Here is a 23,530-nt window from a genome sequence, read left to right on the forward strand (position 1 = left end):
GGCGCGTGCCTCGGAACCGAGGGAATCGGCACCGAGGGGGTCAGAACAGTTTGCCCGGGTTGAGGATGCCCAGCGGGTCGAAGGCCGACTTCACCGCCCGCTGCATCTCCATGCCCACCGGGCCCAGCTCCCGCGCCAGCCACTCCTTCTTGAGGATGCCCACGCCGTGCTCGCCGGTGATCGTGCCGCCGAGTTCCAGGCCGAGGGCCATGATCTCGTCGAAGGACTCGCGGGCGCGCCGTGACTCGTCGGGGTCTGCCGCGTCGAAGCAGACGGTGGGATGCGTGTTGCCGTCGCCGGCGTGTGCGCAGACCCCGATGGTCAGGTCGTACTTCTCTGCGACACGCTCCACGCCCTCGATCAGCTCGCCGAGCTTCGAGCGCGGCACGCACACGTCGTCGATCATCGTCGTGCCCTTCACCGCCTCCAGCGCGGTGAGCGACAGCCGCCGTGCCTGGAGCAGCAGTTCGGACTCGGCCGCGTCGTCCGCCGGTACGACCTGGGTGGCGCCCGCGGCCTCGCACAGCGCCCCGACGGCGGCGAGGTCGGCGGCCGGGTCCGGGGTGTCGAAGGCGGCGAGGAGCAGCGCCTCGGTGGTCTCCGGCAGGCCCATGTGCGCGAGGTCGTTGACGGCCTTCACCGTCGTACGGTCCATGAGTTCGAGCAGTGAGGGGACGTGCCCGCCGGCCATGATCCGGCACACCGCGTCGCAGGCGGCCGCCGCCGACGCGAACTCCGCGGCGAGCACCAGTTGCTCGGGCGGCTGCGGCTTGAGCGCCAGGGTCGCCCGTACGACGATGCCGAGCGAGCCCTCCGAGCCGACGAAGAGCCGCGTGAGGTCGTAGCCGGCGACGCCCTTCGCGGTGCGCCTGCCGGTGGACATCAGCCGGCCGTCGGCGAGCACGACGTCCAGGCCGAGGACGTATTCGGCGGTCACCCCGTACTTCACACAGCACAGCCCGCCGGAGGCCGTACCGATGTTGCCGCCGATCGTGCACATCTCCCAGCTGGAGGGGTCCGGCGGGTACTGGAGGCCGTGCTCGTTGACCGCGCGGGAGAGCGTCGCGTTGATGACGCCGGGTTCGACGACGGCGATGCGGTCGACGGGGTTGATCTCCAGGATCCGGTCCATTTTCGTCAGGGACAGCACGACGCAGCCCTCGGAGGCGTTCGCGCCGCCGGACAGGCCCGTGCGGGCGCCCTGCGGGACCACCGGGACGCGCAGTTCCGTCGCGACCCGCATGACGTGCTGCACCTGTTCGACGGTCCGGGGCAGCACGACGACCGCCGGGACGCCCGCCTCGCAGAAGCTCGCCATGTCGTGTCCGTACGAGGCCGTGACGTCCGGATCGACGAGGACCGCCTCCGGCGGCAGGCCACTCAGCAGACGGTCGACGAGGTTGCCGGTCGTCTCGTCGCTCGGGGCTTGGATACGGCTCATCGAGATCCCTCCGTGGATACCCCGGCCTTCGAGGCGGGGGCGGAAGTCAAGATCCAAGCTTCACACTCGCAGCCATCGGTGTGAACCCGTCGGCGCGAGCGTTCGGGGGTACGGGATGTGGTCGTCGTATTGACGCACAGTGGGCGGCATGGCTGTGGAGAACGAGCGGCGGGCGGCGTGGCGGTGGGTCGCCGGGTGGGCACAGGGGCCCGGGCGGGGGCCAGGGCCGGGGTGGAGGGTGGCCGCGGCTGTCGTCGGGTGTTTCGTGCTCGGGGGTGTGCTGATGGTGGTGCCGCCGGACGGGGGTGGCGCCGGCGGCGGGCGGGCGGCACGGGTGGTGGGTGCGGCCGGGCCCGAGGGGCGGCGGGCGGGGGCCGCGATGGCGGCCGGGGTGCCCGCCGCTCTGCCCGAGGTCGTCGCGACCGTCCGGGAACGTGAGGCCCGGGTGCGGGCCCGTCCGCGTGACCACGCCTCATGGGCGGTGCTCGGCGTGGCGTACACCGAGCGGGCCCGGCGGACCGGCGTCGTCGCGGACTATCCGAGGGCCGGACGCGCCCTGCGCACCTCGCTGCGTCTGCGGCCGAACGGCAACGCGGACGCCGTCGAAGGCCTGGCCGCCCTCGCGAACGCCCGCCGCGACTTCCGGACGGCGCGACGCTGGGGCGAGGAGGCCGTACGGGTGTCGCCGGCCCGCTGGACCTCGTACGCCCTGCTCATCGAGGCGTACGACGGGCTCGGCCGGTACAAGGCGGCCCGCGCGACCCTGGACAGGATGCTCGCCGTGAACTCCGGGCCGGCGGCTCGGGCGCGGGCCGCGCAGGTCTACTGGGACCAGGGGGCGCGTGAGGACGCGGCCGCGGCGATCTCGGACGCGGCGGCCGCGGAGACGACGGCGGCGGGACCGTCGGCCGCGGGTGCCGTGTGGTGGGCGCTGGCCGGGGAGCTGGCCTGGGAGCGAGGGGAGGCGGAGGAGTCGTTGCGGTACTGCGCGGCTGCCGGGAGCGAGCCGGAGGCCGACGCGTGCCGGGGGCGGGCGCTGGCCGCGCTGGGGCGGACGGCGGAGGGGGTGCGGGCGTACCGGGTGGCGCTGTCGCGGCGGCCGTCGGCGCGGGTCGCGTTGCGGTTGGGCGAGTTGTACGCGTCGCTGGGGCGGGCGAAGGAGGCGCGGGAGCAGTACGGGGTGGTGCGCACGCTGGTGGCGCGGTCCGCCGCGGCCGGGGTGAACGAGTCGCTCGTCCTCGGGGCGCTGGAGGCGGACCACGGTGATCCGGAGGAGGCGGTGCGGGTGCTCCGTGCGGAGTGGGAGCGACAGCCGAGTCCGCGGGTTGCGGACGCGTTGGGGTGGGCCTTGCACCGGGCGGGGGAGGACGGGGAGGCACTGGGGTTCGCACGGCGGGCCACCGACCGGGCGCGGGGCGGGGCCGTGCGCAGTGCGGCTTACGCCTGTCACCGGGGGGCGATCGAGCGGGCCTTGGGCCTGGCGGCCCCGGCCCGGCGGCATCTTGCCGAGGCTCGGCGGCTCAATCCGTATTTCTTGGGGAGTGGAGGGTGGTTCGCGTGAGGGGGTGGGGGGGGCCGGTTCGTTGGCGGGTGCGGGTTCGGTGGGGGCTGGTCGCGCAGTTCCCCGCGCCCCTGAAAGATCAGGCCCTGCGGGCCTGAAAGGGCGAGGAGACGGCGGGGCCTGGAAGGCTAGGGGTCTGCGGGCCTCGAAGGCGACGAGACGGTGGGCCCCGAAAACAACAGGCCCGCAGGCCCGGAAAGCGACCAGACAGCGGGCCCCGAAAACAACAGGCCCGCAGGCCCGGAAAGCGACCAGACAGCGGGCCCGAAAGCGACGGGGCCCTCAGGCCTGGACAGCGACGGGCTTGCGGGCTGCCTGGGAGACGGCGGGACGGTGGGCCTGGAAAGCGTGGGGCTCAGCCCCTGCTTTCCAGGGGCGCGGGGAACTGCTTTTCAGGGGCGCCGGGAACCGCGCGACCAGCCCCCACCGGACCCGCAGTCGCCCGATCACAGTCAGCCCCGACCTGTTGGGCGCCCGGTCACAGATTGCCCCGACCTGTTGGGCGCCCGGTCACAGATTGCCCCGCTTCTCCTGCTCCCTCTCGATCGCCTCGAACAGCGCCTTGAAGTTGCCCTTCCCGAACCCCATCGATCCGTGCCGCTCGATGATCTCGAAGAAGACCGTCGGCCGGTCCTGGACCGGCTTGGTGAAGATCTGCAGCAGATACCCGTCCTCGTCCCGGTCCGCGAGAATCTTGAGCTCGCGGAGCGTGTCGACCGGTACGCGGGTGTCGCCGACCCACTCTCCCAGCGTGTCGTAGTACGAGTCGGGCGTGTTCAGGAACTCGACGCCGGCCGCCCGCATCGTCCGTACCGTCCGGACGATGTCGTTCGTGTTGAGCGCGATGTGCTGGACGCCCGGGCCGCCGTAGAACTCCAGGTACTCGTCGATCTGGGACTTCTTCTTGGCGATGGCGGGCTCGTTGATGGGGAACTTGACCTTGAGGGTGCCGTCCGCCACGACCTTCGACATCAGCGCGCTGTACTCAGTGGCGATGTCGTCGCCCACGAACTCCTTCATGTTCGTGAAGCCCATGACGCGATTGTAGAACTCCACCCACTCGTTCATGCGCCCGAGCTCGACGTTGCCGACGCAGTGGTCGATGGCCTGGAAGGTGCGGTGGGCGGGCGGCTCGACCATGGGGTCGGCGGCGACGTAGCCGGGGAGGTACGGGCCGTCGTAGCCGGAGCGGTCGACGAGGGTGTGCCGGGTCGTGCCGTACGTGGCGATCGCGGCCAGGACGACCGTGCCGTGCTCGTCCTTCACCTCGTACGGCTCGGTGACGCTGCGGGCGCCGTGCTCGATGGCGTAGGCGTACGCGCGGCGGGCGTCCGGGACCTCGATGGCGAGGTCGACGACGCCGTCGCCGTGCTCGGCGACGTGCTCGGCGAGGAAGTGGCCCCAGGTGGTGGCGGGTTTGACGACCGAGGTGAGGACGAACCGGGCCGAGCCGTTCTCCAGGACGTAGCTCGCCGTCTCGCGGCTGCCGGTCTCGGGGCCGGAGTAGGCGACGAGGCGCATGCCGAACGCGGTGGAGTAGTAGTGGGCGGCCTGTTTGGCGTTGCCCACGGCGAAGACGACCGCGTCCATTCCCTTGACCGGGAAGGGGTCTGCCTGCCGTGCGGTGTCGGGGACGTGGTCTGTGTGCGCGGAGGTGGCTGCCATGGCCGCAGACTCCTCCCGTATCCACAAGGTGCGCAACAGTTCGTGATTCTGCTGGACAATCTGCTCAGCGGAGAACCCATACTCCCGCTTGTTCTGTACAGGGTGACCATCCCGGGAGGTCTCATGGCGATCGATCATCTGGACGGGCGGCTGATCGTCCTGCTCGCGCGCGAGCCGCGGATCGGGGTCCTGGAGATGTCACGGCGGCTGGGGGTCGCGCGGGGCACGGTGCAGGCCCGGCTCGACCGGCTTCAGTCGAATGGCGTCATCCGCGGATTCGGGCCCCAGGTGGATCCGGCCGCACTCGGCTACCCGGTCACGGCGTTCGCGACGCTGCAGATCAGGCAGGGTCAAGGGGCGGACGTACGGGCCCACTTGGCGACCGTGCCCGAGGTGCTGGAGCTGCACACGACGACCGGCAGCGGGGACATGCTGTGCCGGCTCGTGGCCCGTTCGAACGCCGATCTCCAGCGGGTGATCGACCGGGTCGTCGGTTTTGATGGCATCGTCCGGGCCGCCACGGCGATCGTCATGGAGAACCCCGTTCCACTGCGGATCATCCCGCTGGTGGAGCAGGCGGCGCTCCGCGAGTGAACAGCGCAGGGGCCCCGGAGATGACGATCTAGCCGACCCTGGGGGTACGTGCCGGTGAGCTTCTGGGAGTACGTCGGCAGCTACCACGAGAAGCTGCTGTTCGACGCGTACCAACACGCCAGTGCGGTGTTCCAGTGCATGGTCGTGGCCACGGTCGTCGGGGTCCTGATCGGTGTCGTCACGTACCGGCGGGAGTGGGCCGCCGGGCTCGCCACGACCACCACCGCCACCCTCCTGACCATCCCCTCCCTCGCCATGATCGGCCTGCTGATCCCGGTGGTGGGTCTCGGTGTGGCCCCGACGGTGATCGCCCTGACGCTGTACGGGCTGCTGCCGGTCGTGCGGAACGCGATCGTGGGCCTGCGCGGGGTCGATCCGGCGCTGGTGGACGCGGCGAAGGGCATCGGGATGTCCCGGCCCCTGCGGCTGCTGCGGGTCGAACTGCCGCTCGCCTGGCCGCCGATCCTCACGGGGATCCGGGTCTCCACACAGATGCTGATGGGCATCGCCGCGATCGCCGCGTACGCCTCCGGGCCGGGCCTCGGCAACGAGATCTTCCGCGGTATCGCCTCGCTGGGCAGCGCGAACGCCCTCAACCAGGTACTCGCGGGCACGCTCGGCATCGTCGCCCTCGCACTAATGTTCGATGCCGCGTATGTGCTGATCGGGCGGCTGACGATTCCGAGGGGGATCCGTGGCTGATGACGGCACGGCGAAGGTGGCGGGCACGGCGAAAGTGACGGGCGCTGCGAAAGCGGCGGGCACTGCGAGAGCGGCCGGTACGGCGAGAGCGGCCGGTACGGCGAGAGCGGCCGGTACGGCGAGAGCGGCCGGTACGGCGAGAGCGGCCGGTACGGCGGGGGCAACGGAGGCGGCTGGGGCCACGGGTACGGCTGGGGCAACGATCGAGTTGGTCGACCTCAGCAAGCGGTATCCGGGCAGCCGTCACCCGTCCGTCGACAGCGTGACCATGCGGATCGGCGCGGGCGAGACCGTGGTCCTCGTCGGGCCCTCCGGGTGCGGCAAGTCGACGACGCTCAAGATGATCAACAGGTTGATCGAGCCGTCCAGCGGCTCCATCCGGATCAACGGCGAGGACGTCACCCGTATCGATCCGGTCGGGCTGCGGCGCACAGTGGGCTATGCCATCCAGTCGTCCGGCCTCTTCCCGCACATGACCGTCGCCCAGAACATCGCGCTCGTGCCGAGGATGGTCGGCTGGTCCGCGTCGCGGGTGAAGACCCGGGTGACGGAGATGCTGGACCTGGTGGGCCTCGACCCGGGCGAGTACCACGACCGGTATCCGCGTCAGCTCTCCGGGGGCCAGCAGCAACGAGTGGGCGTGGCAAGGGCGTTGGCCGCCGATCCGCCCGTCCTGCTGATGGACGAGCCGTTCGGGGCGGTGGACCCGATCACCCGCGGCCACCTCCAGGACGAACTGCTCCGGCTCCAGCGCGAGCTGCGCAGGACGATCGTGTTCGTCACCCATGACTTCGACGAGGCGATCAAGCTCGGCGACCGGATCGCGATCCTGCGGGAGCGGTCGCACATCGCGCAGTTCGACACCCCGGAGGCGATCCTCGCCGGCCCGGCCGACGACTTCGTCTCCGGTTTCGTGGGCGCGGGCGCCGCCCTGAAGCGGCTCCACCTGACGCGCGTACGGGATGTCGAGGTGACCGGCTGTCCGACGGTCACCCCGGGCGAGCCACTGCCACAGGTCCTCGACCGGCTGCGGGCCGACGCCACCGACGAGGTGCTGCTCCTCGACCGGAACGGACGGCCCTCCAGGTGGCTGCGGCGCGACGACCTGTTGCGCGCCAAGGGGTCGCTCGCGCGGGCCGGGACCCCGGTGCGCACCACCGTGACCGGGGACGCCACCCTGCGGGACGCCCTGGAGGCCGTGCTGACCGACAACACGGGACGGGTCGCCGTCACCGGGCGGCACGGGGAGTACACCGGCGTCGTGGACATGGAGACCCTGCTCGGCTCCGTCCGCGGGCTCATGGAAGCCGACCGGCTGGACGCACTGGAACGCCATCACCGACTGGAGGAGACCCGCACCGGGCGGAAGCCCTCCGAGCGGACGCCCGCCGACGGGGAGAGCGACGGAGGGGAGGGGGCGCCATGACCGCCGCCGAGATGGGCTCCACCACCGGGGAGGCCACGTCCGGAGAGGCGGGCTCCGCGCTGGAGGCCGACGCCACCGCAGACGAGGCGGACTCCGCGATCAGGGTCGACGCCACCACCGAGACCGACTCCGGCATCAGGGCCGACGCCACTGCCACCGAGGCGGACTTCGCGTCCGCGCCGGGCTTCGTGTCCGCACCGGACGACGTCTCCGCACCGGACGACGTCTCCGCTCCGGACGGCGTCTCCGCACCTGGCCGGACCTCCAGGCCGGCCGCTTCACCCGCGACGGGAGCGGTACCTCCCGCCGACGGGACTTCACCCACCGACGAGACCCCTCCGCCGGACACGGCCCCCGCCCCCAGGGTGACCTGGCAGAAGCTGACACTGCTGCCCTCCGTCCTCGTGGTCGTCCTGCTCACCACCTGGATGTGGTTCCAGCAGGCCGAACTGGACGCGATCTCCTCGAACGCCCTGTCGAACGGGCAGGTGTGGCAGGCCCTGTGGCAGCACATCCAGCTGACCGCGATCTCGACCTTCTTCGTGCTGATCATCGCGATCCCGCTGGGCGTCCTGCTGACCCGGGACGCGTTCCGGAAGGCCACCCCGGTTGCCATGACCGTCGCCAACACCGGTCAGGCCGCCCCGGCCATCGGCCTGCTCGCGCTGCTGGTGATCTGGCTGGGCATCGGCCGGGAGGCGGCCCTGATCGGCATCGTCGTCTACGCCGTCCTGCCCGTCCTCTCCAACACGATCGCCGGCCTGAAGGCGAACGACCCGACCCTCCTCGAAGCAGCCCGGGGCATCGGCATGTCCCCGGCGGAGGTGCTCGCCCGCGTCGAACTCCCCCTGGCCGTACCGCTGATCCTCGCGGGCGTACGGACGGCCCTCGTCCTGAACGTGGGCACGGCGACCCTCGCCACCTTCGGCGGGGGCGGCGGCCTCGGCGTACTGATCACGACCGGGATCACCAACCAGCGCATGCCCGTCCTCGTGCTCGGCTCGATCCTCACGGTCTGCCTGGCCCTGCTGGTCGACTGGCTCGCCTCGCTGGCCGAACTGCTGCTCCGGCCACGGGGGCTGGAGGCTGATTCGTGAGCCGGCGGACACCTCTCCTGCCGGCGCTGCTGCTGGTGGCCGGCTGCGGGCTGACCAGCGGCTCCCCCATGACCGACGACGTCCTGCCGGGCTCGGTCGGGCAGGGCCGGCCTCTCGACGACGCCGACCTGACCGTCACCTCCAAGGACTTCACCGAGAACCTGATCCTCGGCGCCGTCATGGGCATCGCCTTCCAGGCGGCCGGCGCGGAGGTGCTCGACCGCACCGGCATCCAGGGGTCGTTCGGCGCCCGGGAGGCGGTGCGGAGCGGGGACGCGGACGCCATGTACGAGTACACGGGCACGGCCTGGATCACCTACCAGGGCAACAGCACCCCCGTCACCGACCCGCGACGGCAGTGGGAGGCGGTGCGCGACGCCGATCTGGAGAACGGCCTGACCTGGCTCCCGCCCTCCGCGCTCAACAACACCTACGCCCTCGCCCTGAACCGCGCCCACTCCGCCGAATACGGCACGAAGACCCTCTCCGAAGTGGCCCTGCTGGCGGCGAAGGAGCCGGGGGCCGTCACCCTGTGCGTGGAGAGCGAGTTCGCCAACCGCGCGGACGGACTGCCGGGCATGCAGAAGGCGTACGGGATGAGCCTGCTCACCCGGAACATCACCCAGATGGACAGCGGGATCATCTACACCCAGGCGGCCAAGGGGAGTTGCCTGTTCGGGGAGGTCTACACGACCGACGGGCGCATCGCGTCGATGAAGCTGACCGTGATGGACGACGACCGGAAGTTCTTCCCCAACTACAACGCGGCCCCCGAGATCAACTCCGCGACGCTGAAGGAGTGGCCGGAGATCGCCGACGTCCTCGCGCCCATCACGAAGAAGCTCGACAACGACGTGGCACGCGAGCTGAACGCCAGGGTGGACGTCGACGGGGAGGATCCGCACCGGGTGGCGTTGGAGTGGATGGTGGCGGAGGGGTTCGTGCGGGAGGGGTGAGTTGGTGGAAGCTCCGCCGGTCGGCGGCTGTCGATCAGCGGCCGGGATCAGCCGCTGGATCGGCGGATTGATTCAGCAGTTGGATCCAGGAATTGGATCCAGGAGTCTGATCGAGCGGTCTGACCCAGCGGTCTGATTCAGCGGTCTGATTCAGCAGCTGGGTACGGAGCCCTTGCCCGTCTCCAGCGCCACGAGCGAGCCGACCGCACCCTTCAAGGTCGTCACCGGGATGAGCCGCAGCCCCTTGGGCAGTTCGGCCTTCGCGTCCGAGCACTCGGCCTTGGGTACGAGGAAGACGGTGGCGCCGTCGCGACGGGCCGCCTGGGTCTTGAGGGTGACCCCGCCGACCGCGCCGACCCGGCCGGCCGTGTCGATGGTCCCCGTCCCGGCGATGACGCGACCGCCCGTGAGGTCGCCGCCGCTGCCGTCGCCGTCGAGTTTGTCGACGATGCCGAGGGAGAAGAGCAGGCCCGCGCTGGGACCGCCGACATCGGCGAGCCGCAGGGTGACCTCGATGTCGCCGGAGTCCTCGCCGAGGTAGGCGAGAGCCGCCTCGGTGGCCGTGTCCTGGGACTCCTTCATCTCGGCCGCGTTGTACTCCTGGATCTCCTCTGCGGTGTCGCCGCTGGGGTAGACCGCCTCGCGCGGCATGACGGCCTGGTCCGTGCGGAACCAGCCGTCGAGCACGTCGCCGAGCCCGACGCGGGTGTCCGGTCCCGTCGCCTCGATCGTCGTCATCCGCAGCTGCCCACTGGTCTTCCGGGCCTCCGCGCCGCTGATCGTGATCACCGGATCGCCCTTGTTCTCGCCCAGCACGTTCGCCGTCATCCCCGGCTGCGCCACGGAGAACGGCAACGGCGCGAACACCGCCGTGGCGAGCAGCCCCACCACGGGCAGGGCGCATACGGCTACGGCCACGGGACGCGAAAGGCTGGAGAGACGAGAGAGCACGGGGTCAATCTAACGTGAGGGGCACTTCCGGCCAGGGGGCGGTGGCACCCGCGGGCGGGAGCCGGCACGGTGGGCCGGCGGGTCTCAGTTGACGTCCACGTCCTCGAAGAGTCCGAGGAGATGCGTCAGCACCCGTACACAGGCGTCGACGTCGGCCCCCGTCAGCTCACCGCTCGCCTGCTTCAGCAGCACGCTCTCCCGGGCCACCAGCGCGTCGATGGTCGTACGGCCGACGTCGGTCAGCCGGATCAGGGAGGAGCGCTGGTGCGCGGGGTTCGGGATGGCCTCGACGAGGTCCCGCCCCGCTGCCTCGTTGACCATCCGCTGCACGAACTGCCTGCTCAGCGCCAGCGTCCGGCCCATCTGCGGCACCGTCATCGGCCGCCCGCCCATGCGCAACAGCTCCAGCACGGCACGTACACCGACGGGGAACCCCTCCTTCCGCTCCTTCAGCTCCAGCGCGCGGGTCGTCCGCCGGTAGAGGGGGCCCAGGACGGCGAACACCTCGGACAGCCGCCCGGCGAGCACGTCGGGCGGCAGCGGCTCATTGTTCTCTGTCACGGGGTCATTCTCTTCCACGCTCCACCACCGAGCAGAATGACAACCCAGTTGTCATCACCTCCTCATTATGACACCTTAGTTGTCATGACTGATGTCTCACAGGTACCCACGCGCACGTTTCAGTCCGACGACGGTCCGCTCGCCTACCTGGACGTCGGTTCGGGCACCCCGCTCGTACTGCTGCACGGCAGCTTCACCGATCACCGCATGTGGCACGATCTGGTGCCCGCCCTCGCGGCCGGTCACCGCGTCATCGCACCGGACGCCCGAGGGCACGGCGCCTCCGCCAACGCGAGCATGCCGTTCCGCCTCACCGACGACCTCGCCGCGCTCCTGCGCCACCTGGAAACGGGCCCGGTGGTCCTGATCGGCATGTCGATGGGCGGAGGCACGGCCGTCGACACGGCACTGGAGCATCCCGGACTCGTACGCGCCCTCGTCGTCAGCGGTGTCGGCACCAGTGAGCCCGAGCACACGGACCCGTGGACCAAGGACAGCGTCGCCCGCTACTACGGCACGCTGATGTCCGGCGACATCGAGGGCTGGCTCGACGTGGTCGGTGAGGCAGTCGCCGGCCCGCACCGCGCGGTCGACGACGTGGACCCCGAGATCGTGCGGCGCGTACGGGAGATGAGCCGCGCCACCGCCGCCAAGCACACCGTGGGCGAGACGGACTGGCACGTCCCGGTGACCGACACCTGGGCCCGCGCCGCCACCATCACCGCCCCCACCCTCGCCATCAACGGCGCCCTCGACGCCCCCGACCTCATCGCCATGGCCGAACGCCTGACCAGGACCGTCGCGGGCAGGGGCCGTGCAGTCTCGATCGAGGGCACCGCCCACTACGCCAACATGGAACAGCCGGACACGTTCAACAAACACCTGCTGGACTGGCTGAGCACGCTGGACACCGAGACGGAGTGACCGCGGCGGCCGAGCCGCCCCGCGTCACCGCAGCGCGTCGGCCACCTCTCGGGCCGCGTCCATGACACGCGGCCCGACCCGCTCCGGCACCGCGTCGGCCAGCATGACGACTCCCACGCTGCCCTCGACCCCCGTCACCCCGAGCAGGGGCGCGGCGGCCCCGCTGGCCCCCGCCTCCAGCTCCCCGTGCGTGAGCGCGTACCCGGGCCAGTCCCCCGGCTGCAGCCGACCCGACAGGATCGCCCGCCCCGCGGCGCCCCGGTCCAGCGAGTGGCGGAAGCCCGCCCGGTACGCCACGTGGTAGTCCGTCCACGTCGGCTCGACGACCGCGACGGCCAACGCCTCGGTCCCGTCGACGAGAGTGAGATGGGCGGTCGCCCCTATGTCCTCGGCCAACGACCGCAGGGCGGGCAACGCGGCCTCCCGCACCAACGGGTGCACCTGCCGCCCGAGCCGCAGCACCCCCAGCCCGACCCGGGCACGTCCGCCCAGGTCACGTCGTACGAGGGAGTGCTGTTCCAGGGTCGCGAGCAGACGGTACACAACAGTTCGGTTGACCCCGAGCTTGTTGGAAAGCTCGGTGACGGTCAGCCCGTGATCGGTGTCGGCCAGCAGCTTGAGGACACGCAGTCCCCGATCAAGCGTCTGAGAAGTCTCCGCGGTCACGACGCCCACTCCTTCGTGGTGAGGGCGGCGACCCCTGTCACGGCTGATGCGTCACCGGTCCCGTTCGGCGTCGCGCTACAGAGGCCGCCGATCGGCTGAACCCGGATGATCCGGGCGGAGTCGCTTCACGGCTGCGCTCCGCGGCGGCGCTGCCACGGGGCGTATGCGTAGCGGGACAGTAGACGAGCGGGTTCGCTGAGCGGAAGACTCCGTCCAGAATCCGGGCAGTGTCCGGTACGGACTACTTCGATTTGTCGCACTATGTACGGGCGCACCACCCGAGGCGCACCACCCGGGGCGCACTCCCCCGGAACTCAGCGCGGACTCCCCCGAAGCTCGGAGCACACTCCCCGGCCTCGGAGCACACTCCCCGAAGCTCGGAGCGTCCTCCCCGGCCTCGGAGCGTCCTCCCCGGACGTCACTTCATCCGGGTGGCCCACTCCTGCACCTTGGCGATGCGCTGCCGCAGCTGCCCCGCCGTGGCCTCGGCACTCGGCGGTCCACCGCACACACGCCGTACCTCGGTGTGGATGACACCGTGCGGCTTGCCGGTCTGATGGGAGTACGCGCCGACCATGCCGTTGAGCTGTTTCCGCAGCTCAAGCAGCTCCTTGTGGGTGACGACGGGCCGCCGTTCGGCCGGCAGCTCCACCAGGTCGGCCTCGGAGTCCGGCCTCTTGCGGCTGTGCGCGATCTGCCGGGCCTGCCGCTTCTGGAGCAGCAACTGCACCTGGTCCGGCTCCAGCAGCCCCGGAATCCCGAGGTAGTCCTGCTCCTCCTCGCTCCCGGGGTGGGCCTGCATACCGAACTCGGCGCCGTTGTACATGACCCGGTCGAACACGGCGTCGGACTCCAGCGCCTCGAACGGCAGCATGTCCTGGTCGCCGGTGTCCTCGTCCTGCTCCCTCTCCGCCTCCGCCAGGAGCTTGTCCTCCTCGGCGTACGGGTCCTCCTCGCCCTCCTTCTTCGGTTTGTCGAGGGCGTGGTCCCGTTCCACCTCCATCTCGTTGGCGAAGGTGAGCAGGTCGGGGATGGTCGGCAGGAACACGGACGCGGTCTCGCCGCGCCGCCGGGACCGTACGAAACGTCCGACGGCCTGGGCGAAGAAGAGCGGGGTGGAGATGGTGGTGGCGTAGACCCCCACGGCCAGCCGGGGCACGTCGACGCCCTCGGACACCATCCGCACGGCGACCATCCACCGGTCGGTGCCGGCACTGAACTCGTCGATACGGTTCGAGGCGCCCGAGTCGTCGGACAGGACGACCGTCGCGCTCGTCCCCGTGATCTCGCGGATCAGCTTGGCGTAGGCGCGGGCGGAGTCCTGGTCGGTGGCGATGACGAGCGCACCGGCGTCCGGGATGCCCTTCCTGACCTCGGTGAGCCGCTGGTCGGCGGCGCGCAGCACACTCGGCATCCACTCACCGCGCGGATCGAGGGCCGTACGCCAGGCCTGGCTGACCGCGTCCTTGGTCATGGGCTCGCCGAGGCGCGCGGCGATCTCGTCGCCCGCCTTGGTCCGCCAGCGCATGTTGCCGCTGTAGGAGAGGAAGATGACGGGCCGCACGACGTTGTCGGCGAGCGCGTTGCCGTAGCCGTAGGTGTAGTCGGCGGACGACCGCCGGATCCCGTCCGTCCCCTCCTCGTAGGCCACGAAGGGGATGGGGTTGGTGTCGGAACGGAAGGGTGTACCGGTGAGCGCTAGCCGCCGGGTGGCGGGCTCGAAGGCCTCCAGGCACGCTTCGCCCCAGGACTTGCTGTCGCCCGCGTGGTGAATCTCGTCGAGGATGACGAGGGTCTTGCGCTGCTCGCTGCGATTGCGGTGCAGCATGGGCCGCACACCCACACCCGCGTAAGTGACGGCGACCCCGTCGTACTCCTTGCTGAGCGGCCCCGCGCTGTACTCCGGGTCCAGCTTGATCCCTATCCGCGCCGCGGCCTCGGCCCACTGCTTCTTCAGATGCTCCGTGGGCGCCACGACCGTCACCTGCTGCACGACGTGGTGGTGCAGCAGCCAGGACGCGAGCGTCAGCGCGAAGGTGGTCTTCCCGGCGCCGGGGGTCGCGACCGCGAGGAAGTCCCGCGGCTGCTCCTGGATATACCTCTCCATCGCCCCCTGCTGCCAGGCGCGCAGCTTGCTGGCCGTACCCCATGGGGCGCGGCCGGGAAAGGCGGGAGAGAGGTGGTGGTTCGAGGAGGAGGTGGCGGTGGTAGTCACGGTCTCCGGTCTGGGGGTCGAGCGGCTCGGCGGGTAGCCCCGGGCGACTCGCGCAGCGACCCACCCGCCTCGGCTACGTATGACAACCGGGCCACCCTACCGGCGCCCCGCTTCCGCCAACGCGCGAACGGGACCGGGTCGGCCGCAGATGGGACTCAGCTCACATCGGCTGCTCGGCAAGCTCCCGCAGAGCCTCGGAGATGACCTTGACCTCGTCCATGTCACCGGTGGCCACGGCGATCACAAGCCGTTCGGCGGCGTCGATGTCCGGCCGGAGCTGCACGTCGTTCATGGCGAGGAAGACGACACAGGATGTCCAGGCCGTGCGCTTGTTCCCGTCGACCAGGGGATGGTTGATCACGAGCGACTGCAGGAGTGCCGCCGCCTTACCGAACGCGTCGTTGTACGCCTCCTGCCCGAACATCGAGGCCGAGGGGCGGTGCACGGCGGACTCCAGGAGACCCACGTCCCGTACGACGACGTTCTGGTCATCGACGGCAAGCTCGGCGATGGCCAGGACGTCCTCGGCCGACAAGTAGACGTATGTCACTTGAGCCGCTCCAACAGCTCGGCCCACTTGACGGTCTGCTCCTTGGCGGCCTTGCGAACGAGGGCCTCATGAGCCGTCCTTGCCAGGTAGTCATCCACCGCCTTGAGCAGTATGGCGTGCATGCTTGTTCCCTCCTCCTCGGCACGCAGCTTCAGAGCTTCCGTCTGATCGTCACGAAGGCGCAGGTTCATAGCCATACCAAAACGGTACCACTGGAGAGGGGTCAAAGTGGTACCACTCTCAGGTGGAAGTGGCCCGCAACCGCGTAGTCACCCAAGCCCCCACCAGCGCCACCCCCGCCATCGGCAGGAACACCGCGACGAAGGCGGCCGGGTGCGAACCGGCGCCGGAGGCCGTGGTGCTGGTCGTGTGGGCGACCGTGCCGCCGCCCAGCGCGGCGAAGGCGGCGCCTCCCCCGGCGAGGAGGAGCGCGTTGGAGAGGCCGTCGGACATCTGGAGGGCGGCGGAGTTGGTGCCGGCCTGTTCGGGGGCGGAGAGCTGGAGCAGAAGGACGCTGGTGGAGGAGATGACGAGCCCCATCCCGAAGCACCCGAAGGCCCACGCGACGGCCACGGTCCACACGGGCACGGAGTGGATCAGCGCACCCGGCAACGTGGTGATCGCCGCCGCGACCAGCACCATCCCCACCGTCATCAGCCGCTCCCGGTACGGCTCCACCCCAGCACGCGCCTGCAGCCACGACCCCAGCGCCCAGGTCCCCCCGCCCGCCGCGAGCGAGAACCCGGCGAGCGTCGGCGACAACCCCCGCTGTGTGACCAGCATCAACGGCACGAACGACTCGGCCGCCACGAACGACCCCGCGGCCACCCCACGCAGCAACACCACCGACGGCAGCCCCCGCACCGCCCGGTACGTCCCCCGCGGCAACAGCCCCAGCACGGCCGGCACCAGCAGCCCGGCCCCCACCACAGCCGGTACCAACGACCACCACCGCAGATCCTGAGCCGCGTACTGCAACAGCCCGGCCCCGAGCGAGATACCGAAGGCGAGCCGGATACGGCGACGGCCGACGGAGGGGGCGTCGGCGACCCGCGCCGCCGCCCCCTCGGTCGTCACCGGACCGGAAGCCCTCCGCCGTATCTGGGGCAGTGCCAGCCCCAGGGGCAGGACGACGAGCACCGGAATGCCCACGAACACCCAGCGCCAGCCCAGCTGTTCCGTCACCGCGCCCGAGACGAGGGGGCCGACCACGGACGGGACGACCCAGCTCGCCGCGAAGGCCGCCATGATCGACGGCTGCAGCCGCTCCGGGTACGCGCGCCCGACCACCACGTACAGTGCGACGATCACCAGCCCGCCGCCGAGCCCCTGCACGGCCCGCCCGAGGACGAAGAGCCACATCGCCCCTGCGGTCCCCGACAGCATCAGACCGGCCGCGAAACCACCGATCCCTGCCGTCAGCGCCCCCAACGGCCCCCGCCGGTCAGCCCACTGCCCCGCCAGCACCATCCCGAACAGGCTCGTCGTGAAGTACGCCGAGAACGCGAACCCGTACACCGCGATCCCGTCCAGCTCCCGCGCCGCGACCGGCATGGCCGTGCCGACCGCCATGGCCTCGAACGCGATCAGCAGCACGACCGAGACGATCCCGATACTGAGCCCCCGGTAGGAGCGGCTCAGCACGCTTTCCTCACCGTCGGGAACAGTGGGCGGGACAGGGGTCAACGTGACGGCTGTGCGACGCGGTTCGAGGTCGGCCATGCCCGCCAGCGTAAGAGGCAACACCGACATTCGCCCCTGTCCGAAGTCCCCCACCACCCGGGACCTTCGTCGTACGCCCCGCCGTTCATGAACGGCGTGTGGCAGTCCCGTTGCAGCACCTCCGCGCCCCTTGAGCCCTCCCCCGGGACCCGCCTACGGTCTTCACATCGAGTCCGGAGCGACAGGCACGACAGCCCTGACGCTTTCGACCCGGCCGTGTGCCCGAGTGGTTTAGGGACTCGCCTGCAAAGCGAGTTACGTGGGTTCGATTCCCGCCACGGCCTCCAGCACGATGTGACGGCCGACCGCTGTTCAGTGGTCGGCCGTCTTCGTGTGCCCGCGGTCTCAGAGGCCCGCGCAGGCCTTGTTGCGCAGCGTCTCCACCCAGCAGCCCGTGGCTGTCCCCTCGCGCTTCTCGCGGTGGAGGAGCCAGAGGGTGAAGGCGAGGGTGGAGATGTCGGCGCCGAGGGGGCAGAGCGCCGACTCGGGCTCGCTCCAGTTGAGGATCGCGCCTGTCGTGCCGTCGACGACGAGGCTGTCGCCCTCGACGAAGTGGCCGAGGCGGATCAGGTGGGCGGCGCCGGCCGGGAGCCGCTCGGGGGTGGACTCACCGGGGCGTTCGTTCGCGTGGTACTCGGCGAGGGTCTGCAGCGGGATGTCCGTGTCGAGCTGGAAGAAGCCGTGGTTCTCGGGCAGGCCCATGTTCCGCAGGAAGCGGCGGGTCGGCTCGTGGGTGAGCGTGGCCGGGAAGTCGAAGTCCTCGAAGCGCCACACCGCGCTCTGGCCGAACTCCTCGTCCAGCAGCCGGGCGGGCAGGTCCAGCTCCAGTCCGGAGTGGGTGACCGGTCCCCCGGTCAGCACCGCCAGGTCGTTCAAGTGGTTCAGATTGTTCAGGTCGTTCAGGTCGTTCAGGTCCGTCAGGCCCATTGTCCCCATCGTCATTGTGCTCATGGCTCCCCCCGGCACATGGTCCGCAGCGTGCTTCCCCCGTGGGGATGCGGCGCCGCCGAGCGGTCGTTCTCCCCACTGCCGAGAACCATACGCCGCCCCACTGACAACGCCCGACGTACACGCGAACACGCACCTCAGGGGCTACGCGGGGATCCGCTCACGCACCCCTACGCGCCCGTCACCACCACCGCCGCCTGCGGCCGGATCGGGAGGCGGTTCACGGGGCGCCCCGTGGCCGCCCGGACCGCCGCCGCGATGGCCGCCGGAGACGTGACCACCGGTACCGCGCTGGCCGCCTTCGCGCCGAAGGGGGCGATGACGTCCCGCTCCTCGACCAGTTTGACGATCTGGATGTCGGGGGTGTCGAGGGCGGTGGGCAGGGCGTAGCCGGTGAGGTCGGGGTGGCGGATGAGGCCTCGGGGGGTGCGAAGGTTCTCCGTGAGGGCCACGCCCACGCCCTGGGTGACACCCGCCTCGATACGCGCGGCGAGCTGCGTCGGGTTGAGGATCCGGCCGACGTCCTGGGCGACGGCAAGCTCCACGACCCGTACGGAGCCGAGCTCGATGTCTACGTCCACGACCGCGCGGATCGCGCAGAACGCCAGGCCCACGAACGCGTCGCCCTGGCCGGCGCCGTCCAGCGGTTCGGTCGGATGGGGGCGGCACTGGGCGGTGGCCCAGAGTTCCTTGCCGTCCAGTGCCTCCGCGACCGTGGTCGACAGCACACCGTCGTACGACGTGATCTTGCCGTCGGTGATCTGCAGCAGCTCCGTGGACATGCCGAACTTGTGCGCCAGGGGCTGGAGCAGCTGTGTGCGGACCATCTTGGCCGCCCGTTCCACCGCGCCGCCCGAGACCCAGGTGTGGCGGCCTCGGCAGCTCGGGCCCGCCGGGGGCTGGTCGGTGTCGACCTGGGCGATGTGGACCTCGTCGATGCCCAGGGTCTCCTGGACGATCTGCCGGGCGAGGGTGGAGAAGCCCTGGCCGGTGTCGACGGCCGCGCACAGGACGGTCGCGATGCCGTCGTGGACCTTCACGGTGGCCGTGGAGACCTCGTCCGCGCCCTCGGCGCCGAGCATGTGGACCATGCCGAGGCCGTAGCCGACGCCGCGCCGGACGGCACCCGGCTCGCCCGCGCCCTCGGGACCGCCCGGGAGCAGCCACTCCTCCTCGGGGCTGTCCTTGGGGAGGGCCGGCAGCGGGAACTCCTGGACGGCCTGGAGGAGTTCGGCGACCGGGGCCGGGCAGGTCACCGACTGGCCCGTCGGCAGCACGTCTCCCGTGGACATCACGTTGCGCATGCGCAGCTCGGCCGGGTCGATGCCCAGCTTCTTCGCCAGCTTGTCCATCTGGGCCTCGTACGCGGCGCAGACCTGCATGGCGCCCTCGCCGCGCACATGGCCGGAGGGCGGGTTGTTGGTGCGTACCGCCCAGCCCTCGATGAAGGCGTTGGGGACGACGTACGGGCCGCAGGCGAACGAGACGGCGGCTGCCAGCGCCTCCGACGAGGTGTCGGCGTACGCGCCCGCGTCGAGGAGGATCTGCGCCTCGACCTTGACCAGCCTGCCCTCGGCGTCCGCGTGGTGCCGGTATCTCAGCAGGGTGGGGTGCCGGTGGGCGTGGCCGAGGAAGGACTCCTCGCGGGTGGCCGTCAGCTTGACCGGGCAGCCCGTCTTCAGGGCCAGCAGCCCCAGCGGGAGTTGGAAGCCCTGGTCCTCGCGGTCGGCGGTGGCGCCGGGGACACCGGTGACGACGATCTTGACGCGGTCGGGGACCAGGCCGTAGCAGGCGGCGGCCGCGTCGCGGTCGGTGTGCGGGTCGGTGGAGGCCACGTACAGCTCGACGCCGCCGTCGGGACGGGGCACGGCGAGGCCTGCCTCGGCGCCGATGGGGGCCGGGTCCGCGCGGCCGATGCGGTACTGGCCCTCGACGACGATCTCGCCGGCCGCGTCCGGGTCGCCGTGGCGCAGCGGGATGTGGCGGATGAGGTTGCCGTCGGGGTGCAGGGGCTCGGCCTCGAAGGCCTGCTCCGGGTCGATCACCGGGTCGAGCACCTCGTACTCGACGATGACGGCGGCGGCGGCCATGCGCGCGGTGTCGGGGTGGTCGGCGGCGACGGCCGCGATGGGCTCGCCGTGGTGGCGTACGACCTCGGAGGCGAACAGGGGCCGGTCGGCCTTGCCGCGGCCGTGCAGCGAGACTCCCGGCACGTCCTCGTGGGTGATGACGGCCCGTACGCCGGGCATCTCGCGCGCGTGGGACGTGTCGATCGACACGATGCGCGCGTGCGGGTGCGGCGAGCGGAGCACGGCGGCCCACAGCAGGCCCTCGGCCCACAGGTCGGCCGCGTAGGGGAAGGTGCCCTCCGACTTGGCGCGGGCATCGGCGGACGGCAGGTTCGCGCCCAGGCCGTGCGGCAGCTGCTCGGGGGGCTCGGCCTCGCCGGAGCCCGCGGACGTCGCGATGACGGTTTCGTTGCTCACGCCTGGCCTCCGTCCTGGCCGAACGACCGGCCCTGACCGCCGTACGAGTCGTCCGGGCCGCCGAAGGACTGCCCTTGGCCGCCGTAGGTGTCGCCCTGACCGCCGCCGAACGACTGGCCCTGGCCGCCGTACGAGTCGTCCGGGCCGGTGAACGACTGGCCCTGACCACCGTAGGTGTCGCCTTGACCGCCGCCGAACGACTGGCCCTGGCCGCCGTACGAGTCGTCCGGGCCGCCGAAGGACTGCCCCTGGCCGCCGTAGGTATCGCCTTGACCGCCGCCGAACGACTGGCCCTGGCCGCCGTACGAGTCGTCCGGGCCGCCGAAGGACTGGCCCTGACCACCGTAGGTGTCGCCCTGACCGCCGCCGAACGACTGCCCCTGACCGCCGTACGAGTCGTCCGGGCCGGTGAACGACAGCCCCTGACCGCCGTAGGACCGGTCCGGGTCGTGCGGTGGCGATGCTCCCTGGGAGTCGTACGCCGCCGTGTTGACGCCGCCCGCGCCCGGGCCCGCCTGGTGCGGGATGCGTGCCTCGTCGGTGTCCGCGGCGGCCTCGTTCTCCGCGGCCGAGTGCGCCTCGCGTTCGGCGACGACGTCGCGGACGGCCGCCAGGACGCCCCGGTAGCCGGAGCAGCGGCAGAGGTTGCCGCAGAGCGCCTGGCGGGTCTCCAGGTCGCTGGGGGCGGGGTTGCCCTCCAGGAGGTCGTGCAGGGTCATCGCCATGCCGGGCACGCAGAAACCGCACTGCACGGCACCGCACTTGGCGAGGGCCCGCTGCACGTCCGAGGGCTGCCCGTCGGCGGCGAGGCCCTCGACGGTGCGCACCTCGCTGCCCGCGGCGGTGACGGCGGGAACCAGGCAGGACGCCACGAGCCGGCCGTCGACCTGGACGTTGCAGGCGCCGCACTCGCCCTGTGAGCAGCCGTCCTTGGCGCCCGCGAGGCCGAGCCGCTCGCGCAGCACGTAGAGCAGCGACTCGCCGATCCAGGCGTCGCTGACGGGCCGCTCCGTGCCGTTGACGCGCAGGAGGAAGGAGGCGAGGGGGTGGTCGTCGTGCGGGGGCGGGGCCGGGGCGGGCTCGTCGGCCGACGCCGGGTCGCCCTCGCTGGTCCCGGCGGCAGTGGCGGCAGCGGCCCCGGACGTCTCAGGAGCCGTCTCCGGTGCCTCGGGCCGTTCGCCGCTCTTCGTCTCCGCGTCGGCCTCGCCGATCGGCTCAGCGGGCTCCTGGGCGGCTTCCGGGGTCTGCCCGGCGGTCTCGGGGGCGGGGTCGGCGTACGCCTCTCCAGGGTCCGCGGAGGGCTTCCCAGGGGCCTCCGGGGCCACGCCTGCCGCGCTCTCCCCCGGCGTACGGCTGCCGGTCGCGTGCTCGTCGGGCCGGTGCTCGTCGGCCGGGGGCGGCGGCGCGGTCCACGCCGTGCCGATCTGTTCGGTCGCCCAGGGCGCGGCGGCGCCGCCGGGAAGCGTGGCGGGCGGGTTGCCGCCCCACTGCTCGACGAGGGCCGATGTGCTGAACTCACCGGATTCGTCCGGAAGATCACCCCCCGCGACCGGAATCGACCACTCGCCGGTCACATCGTGACCGGGGGCGGTGCCTTCCTGTGCGGCCGGCTCCTCGAACGTCCACTGCCCGGTCGAGCCCGGGTTGTACGTGAAGCCGTCCTGCGTCGGGGGCTGCGGCTGCCCGGCGTTCGGGTCGTGCCACTGGTCGCCCCCGGCCGGCATCGCCCACGTGCCCGGAACGGACGGGTCGGTTCCGGCGGTGTGGGCCGTGTCCCCCACGTGCGCGGTGTTCGCAGCTATCTGCGGCGGCACATAGCCGTGGCCGGGCGCGGCCAGCGGGCTGTCGGCGGCGAGCAGCGCGTCGATGCCCCCCTCGGGGAGCTGTACGAAGGTGGTGGCGCCGTCGTCGTAGTCGCCCTGCGGCAGCCGTTCCCAGCCGCCCTGGCCTCCCTGCTGCGGGGTGCTCTCTCCGTGCTGGTCGTCGCTCACGACAGTGCCCTCCCCAGTGCTCGTCGGGCCAGCGCGGCGACGGTGCGCCGCAGGTGCAGTACGGCGGGCGGAAGCGGTGGTACGGAACCGTCGACCTCGGGGGCCGGGTCCGGGATGCAGGCGGCCGCCACGTACTCACCGAAGGCCTGCAGCGCCTCGGGGACGAGGGTGCGCTGGCCGTCCCAGTCGATCAGCCGACCGACCCACGCCTCGGCGTCCAGGGGGCGCAGCGGCATCGGTGCTATGGCTCCGACGGCGCACCGCACCCCGCGCCGGGCGGGGTCGAGGACGAGAGAGACGGAGGCGACCGCGCGGCCGGGGCCGGTGCGGCCGGTGGCCTTCAGGAAGACCTGGGGCGCGTGCAGCAGCGGCACGCGCACGAAGCCGATGAGTTCACCGGGTCGCAACATTTCCATGCCGGCCAGCAGGTGCGAAACGGGCATCTCACGGCGGGCCCCGCCCGGGCCCGCGATGATCAGCGTGGCCTCCAGGGCGGCCAGCACGGGCAGCGCGTCCCCGGTGGGGGCGGCCGTCGCGATGTTGCCGCCGAGGGTGCCGGCGTTGCGGATCTGCGGTGGTCCGGCGGCGCGCGCGGCTGCCGCGAGCGCCGGAATGAGCGCCGCGAAGTCCGGGCGCCCCATCCGCGCGTGCGTCAGTCCGGCACCCAGCAGGGCGTGTCCGTCCTGGTACTGCCAGCCGCGGATCTCGCTGATCTTGCCGAGGCCGACCAGCGCGGCGGGCCTGAGCTGCCCCGAGTTGACCGCGGCCATGAGGTCCGTGCCGCCCGCCACCGGAACCGCCCAGGGCATGGCGGCGAGGGCCGCCACGGCCTCGTCCAGCGAGCCGGGCAGGGTCACGGCCTGCGCCGCCTGCGGTGCGTGCGTGGTCAAACCGGCTGCCCCTTCCCGCTGCCCCACCTGGTCCGCCTGTGTTGCCGTACGGTACGTGCTGACAGGGCGGACGTGGCAACTCTGGCACATTCTCGCGAGGCCCGAACGCGGGGGTCCGCCAGGAGGCGTTCGTCCACCTCGCCCGGGAGGTGGTCCGTTTTGGCCAGGCATCACCCATAGGCGC

20 protein-coding genes and 1 tRNA gene are annotated in these 23,530 nt (G+C 71.6%); 8 read left to right on the forward strand and 13 right to left on the reverse strand.

Annotated elements, in window-relative coordinates; genetic code table 11:
- Nucleotides 1-40 precede the first annotated feature (40 nt).
- On the reverse strand, nucleotides 41-1,447 hold the full coding sequence (locus tag OG858_RS17425; RefSeq protein WP_408059477.1) for an FAD-binding oxidoreductase: 1,407 nt from the start codon (nucleotides 1,445-1,447) through the stop codon (nucleotides 41-43).
- 142 nt (nucleotides 1,448-1,589) lie between these two features.
- Here OG858_RS17425 and OG858_RS17430 point away from each other — a divergent pair, with 142 nt between their 5' ends.
- Entirely contained in the window at nucleotides 1,590-3,002 is a 1,413-nt protein-coding gene (locus OG858_RS17430) for a tetratricopeptide repeat protein (RefSeq protein WP_328544731.1), read from the forward strand.
- 510 nt (nucleotides 3,003-3,512) lie between these two features.
- Here OG858_RS17430 and hppD read toward each other — a convergent pair.
- Nucleotides 3,513-4,667: a 4-hydroxyphenylpyruvate dioxygenase gene (gene hppD, locus OG858_RS17435; RefSeq protein ID WP_328544730.1), complete on the reverse strand. Its 1,155-nt coding sequence runs from the start codon at nucleotides 4,665-4,667 to the stop codon at nucleotides 3,513-3,515.
- Between the two features lie 123 nt (nucleotides 4,668-4,790).
- Here hppD and OG858_RS17440 point away from each other — a divergent pair, with 123 nt between their 5' ends.
- The 5 genes from OG858_RS17440 (at nucleotide 4,791) to OG858_RS17460 (ending at nucleotide 9,442) form a co-directional block, all read left to right on the forward strand.
- Nucleotides 4,791-5,261 carry an Lrp/AsnC family transcriptional regulator gene (locus OG858_RS17440; protein WP_173531508.1) on the forward strand — a complete coding sequence of 157 codons (471 nt, stop codon included), beginning with the start codon at nucleotides 4,791-4,793 and terminating at the stop codon, nucleotides 5,259-5,261.
- A 54-nt stretch (nucleotides 5,262-5,315) separates the two neighbouring features.
- Complete coding sequence (locus tag OG858_RS17445; protein ID WP_086750944.1) at nucleotides 5,316-5,963, forward strand: ABC transporter permease; 648 nt, start codon at nucleotides 5,316-5,318, stop codon at nucleotides 5,961-5,963.
- Between the two features lie 202 nt (nucleotides 5,964-6,165).
- A complete protein-coding gene (locus OG858_RS17450) occupies nucleotides 6,166-7,389 on the forward strand; it encodes an ABC transporter ATP-binding protein (RefSeq protein ID WP_328545328.1) in 1,224 nt (407 codons plus the stop codon).
- A gap of 188 nt (nucleotides 7,390-7,577) precedes the next feature.
- A complete protein-coding gene (locus tag OG858_RS17455) occupies nucleotides 7,578-8,486 on the forward strand; it encodes an ABC transporter permease (RefSeq protein ID WP_328545327.1) in 909 nt (302 codons plus the stop codon).
- Nucleotides 8,487-8,554: 68 nt separating this feature from the next.
- The gene (locus OG858_RS17460) at nucleotides 8,555-9,442 is read left to right on the forward strand and encodes a glycine betaine ABC transporter substrate-binding protein (protein ID WP_328545326.1); all 888 of its coding nucleotides are present in this window, start codon (nucleotides 8,555-8,557) and stop codon (nucleotides 9,440-9,442) included.
- 150 nt (nucleotides 9,443-9,592) lie between these two features.
- On the opposite strand, the gene OG858_RS17465 is transcribed toward OG858_RS17460, so the two are convergent.
- The gene (locus OG858_RS17465) at nucleotides 9,593-10,360 is read right to left on the reverse strand and encodes a S16 family serine protease (RefSeq protein WP_060905120.1); all 768 of its coding nucleotides are present in this window, start codon (nucleotides 10,358-10,360) and stop codon (nucleotides 9,593-9,595) included.
- Nucleotides 10,361-10,477: 117 nt separating this feature from the next.
- Nucleotides 10,478-10,954 carry a MarR family winged helix-turn-helix transcriptional regulator gene (locus OG858_RS17470; RefSeq protein ID WP_328544729.1) on the reverse strand — a complete coding sequence of 159 codons (477 nt, stop codon included), beginning with the start codon at nucleotides 10,952-10,954 and terminating at the stop codon, nucleotides 10,478-10,480.
- Between the two features lie 84 nt (nucleotides 10,955-11,038).
- Between OG858_RS17470 and OG858_RS17475 the strand changes: the two genes are divergently transcribed.
- A complete protein-coding gene (locus OG858_RS17475; RefSeq protein WP_327748845.1) occupies nucleotides 11,039-11,878 on the forward strand; it encodes an alpha/beta fold hydrolase in 840 nt (279 codons plus the stop codon).
- A gap of 24 nt (nucleotides 11,879-11,902) precedes the next feature.
- Here OG858_RS17475 and OG858_RS17480 read toward each other — a convergent pair whose 3' ends face one another.
- From OG858_RS17480 to OG858_RS17500, 5 genes are all read right to left on the reverse strand, one after another.
- Nucleotides 11,903-12,544: an IclR family transcriptional regulator gene (locus OG858_RS17480; RefSeq protein ID WP_328544728.1), complete on the reverse strand. Its 642-nt coding sequence runs from the start codon at nucleotides 12,542-12,544 to the stop codon at nucleotides 11,903-11,905.
- A 418-nt stretch (nucleotides 12,545-12,962) separates the two neighbouring features.
- Complete coding sequence (locus OG858_RS17485; protein WP_086750663.1) at nucleotides 12,963-14,759, reverse strand: DEAD/DEAH box helicase; 1,797 nt, start codon at nucleotides 14,757-14,759, stop codon at nucleotides 12,963-12,965.
- A 160-nt stretch (nucleotides 14,760-14,919) separates the two neighbouring features.
- Nucleotides 14,920-15,309, reverse strand: coding sequence for a type II toxin-antitoxin system death-on-curing family toxin (locus OG858_RS17490; RefSeq protein ID WP_037703576.1), 390 nt, complete (start codon nucleotides 15,307-15,309; stop codon nucleotides 14,920-14,922).
- Nucleotides 15,306-15,506, reverse strand: coding sequence for a ribbon-helix-helix protein, CopG family (locus OG858_RS17495; protein ID WP_037703578.1), 201 nt, complete (start codon nucleotides 15,504-15,506; stop codon nucleotides 15,306-15,308). The genes OG858_RS17490 and OG858_RS17495 overlap by 4 nt, the downstream gene beginning before the upstream one ends.
- A 43-nt stretch (nucleotides 15,507-15,549) precedes the next feature.
- Nucleotides 15,550-17,031, reverse strand: coding sequence for an MFS transporter (locus OG858_RS17500; protein ID WP_086750666.1), 1,482 nt, complete (start codon nucleotides 17,029-17,031; stop codon nucleotides 15,550-15,552).
- Between the two features lie 212 nt (nucleotides 17,032-17,243).
- Here OG858_RS17500 and OG858_RS17505 point away from each other — a divergent pair.
- A tRNA-Cys gene (locus tag OG858_RS17505) sits at nucleotides 17,244-17,318 on the forward strand.
- 58 nt (nucleotides 17,319-17,376) lie between these two features.
- Here the strand turns inward: OG858_RS17505 and OG858_RS17510 are convergent.
- The 4 genes from OG858_RS17510 to OG858_RS17525 all read right to left on the reverse strand — a co-directional run bounded on the left by OG858_RS17510 (nucleotide 17,377) and on the right by OG858_RS17525 (nucleotide 23,346).
- The gene (locus tag OG858_RS17510; RefSeq protein WP_256960928.1) at nucleotides 17,377-17,982 is read right to left on the reverse strand and encodes an SUKH-4 family immunity protein; all 606 of its coding nucleotides are present in this window, start codon (nucleotides 17,980-17,982) and stop codon (nucleotides 17,377-17,379) included.
- Nucleotides 17,983-18,149: 167 nt separating this feature from the next.
- Nucleotides 18,150-20,465 (reverse strand): xanthine dehydrogenase family protein molybdopterin-binding subunit, encoded by a 2,316-nt coding sequence (locus OG858_RS17515; RefSeq protein WP_319064970.1) that lies wholly within the window; start codon nucleotides 20,463-20,465, stop codon nucleotides 18,150-18,152.
- On the reverse strand, nucleotides 20,462-22,456 hold the full coding sequence (locus tag OG858_RS17520; RefSeq protein WP_328544727.1) for a 2Fe-2S iron-sulfur cluster-binding protein: 1,995 nt from the start codon (nucleotides 22,454-22,456) through the stop codon (nucleotides 20,462-20,464). Before OG858_RS17520 ends, OG858_RS17515 begins: the two co-directional genes overlap by 4 nt.
- Entirely contained in the window at nucleotides 22,453-23,346 is an 894-nt protein-coding gene (locus tag OG858_RS17525; protein WP_086751666.1) for an FAD binding domain-containing protein, read from the reverse strand. The genes OG858_RS17520 and OG858_RS17525 overlap by 4 nt, the downstream gene beginning before the upstream one ends.
- Between the last annotated feature and the right edge of the window lie 184 nt (nucleotides 23,347-23,530).

It is taken from the genome of Streptomyces europaeiscabiei (genome assembly GCF_036346855.1).
GTDB classification, from domain to species: Bacteria; Actinomycetota; Actinomycetes; order Streptomycetales; family Streptomycetaceae; genus Streptomyces; species Streptomyces europaeiscabiei.

Excerpts from the sequence above, each read along its gene's own strand:
- OG858_RS17430 (WP_328544731.1), top strand. The coding sequence starts at position 1,590 with ATGGCTGTGGAGAACGAGCGGCGGGCGGCGTGGCGGTGGGTCGCCGGG.
- hppD (WP_328544730.1), bottom strand. The coding sequence starts at position 4,667 with ATGGCAGCCACCTCCGCGCACACAGACCACGTCCCCGACACCGCACGG.
- OG858_RS17440 (WP_173531508.1), top strand. The coding sequence starts at position 4,791 with ATGGCGATCGATCATCTGGACGGGCGGCTGATCGTCCTGCTCGCGCGC.
- OG858_RS17460 (WP_328545326.1), top strand. The coding sequence starts at position 8,555 with ATGACCGACGACGTCCTGCCGGGCTCGGTCGGGCAGGGCCGGCCTCTC.
- OG858_RS17475 (WP_327748845.1), top strand. The coding sequence starts at position 11,039 with ATGACTGATGTCTCACAGGTACCCACGCGCACGTTTCAGTCCGACGAC.
- OG858_RS17495 (WP_037703578.1), bottom strand. The coding sequence starts at position 15,506 with ATGGCTATGAACCTGCGCCTTCGTGACGATCAGACGGAAGCTCTGAAG.
- OG858_RS17500 (WP_086750666.1), bottom strand. The coding sequence starts at position 17,031 with ATGGCCGACCTCGAACCGCGTCGCACAGCCGTCACGTTGACCCCTGTC.
- OG858_RS17510 (WP_256960928.1), bottom strand. The coding sequence starts at position 17,982 with ATGAGCACAATGACGATGGGGACAATGGGCCTGACGGACCTGAACGAC.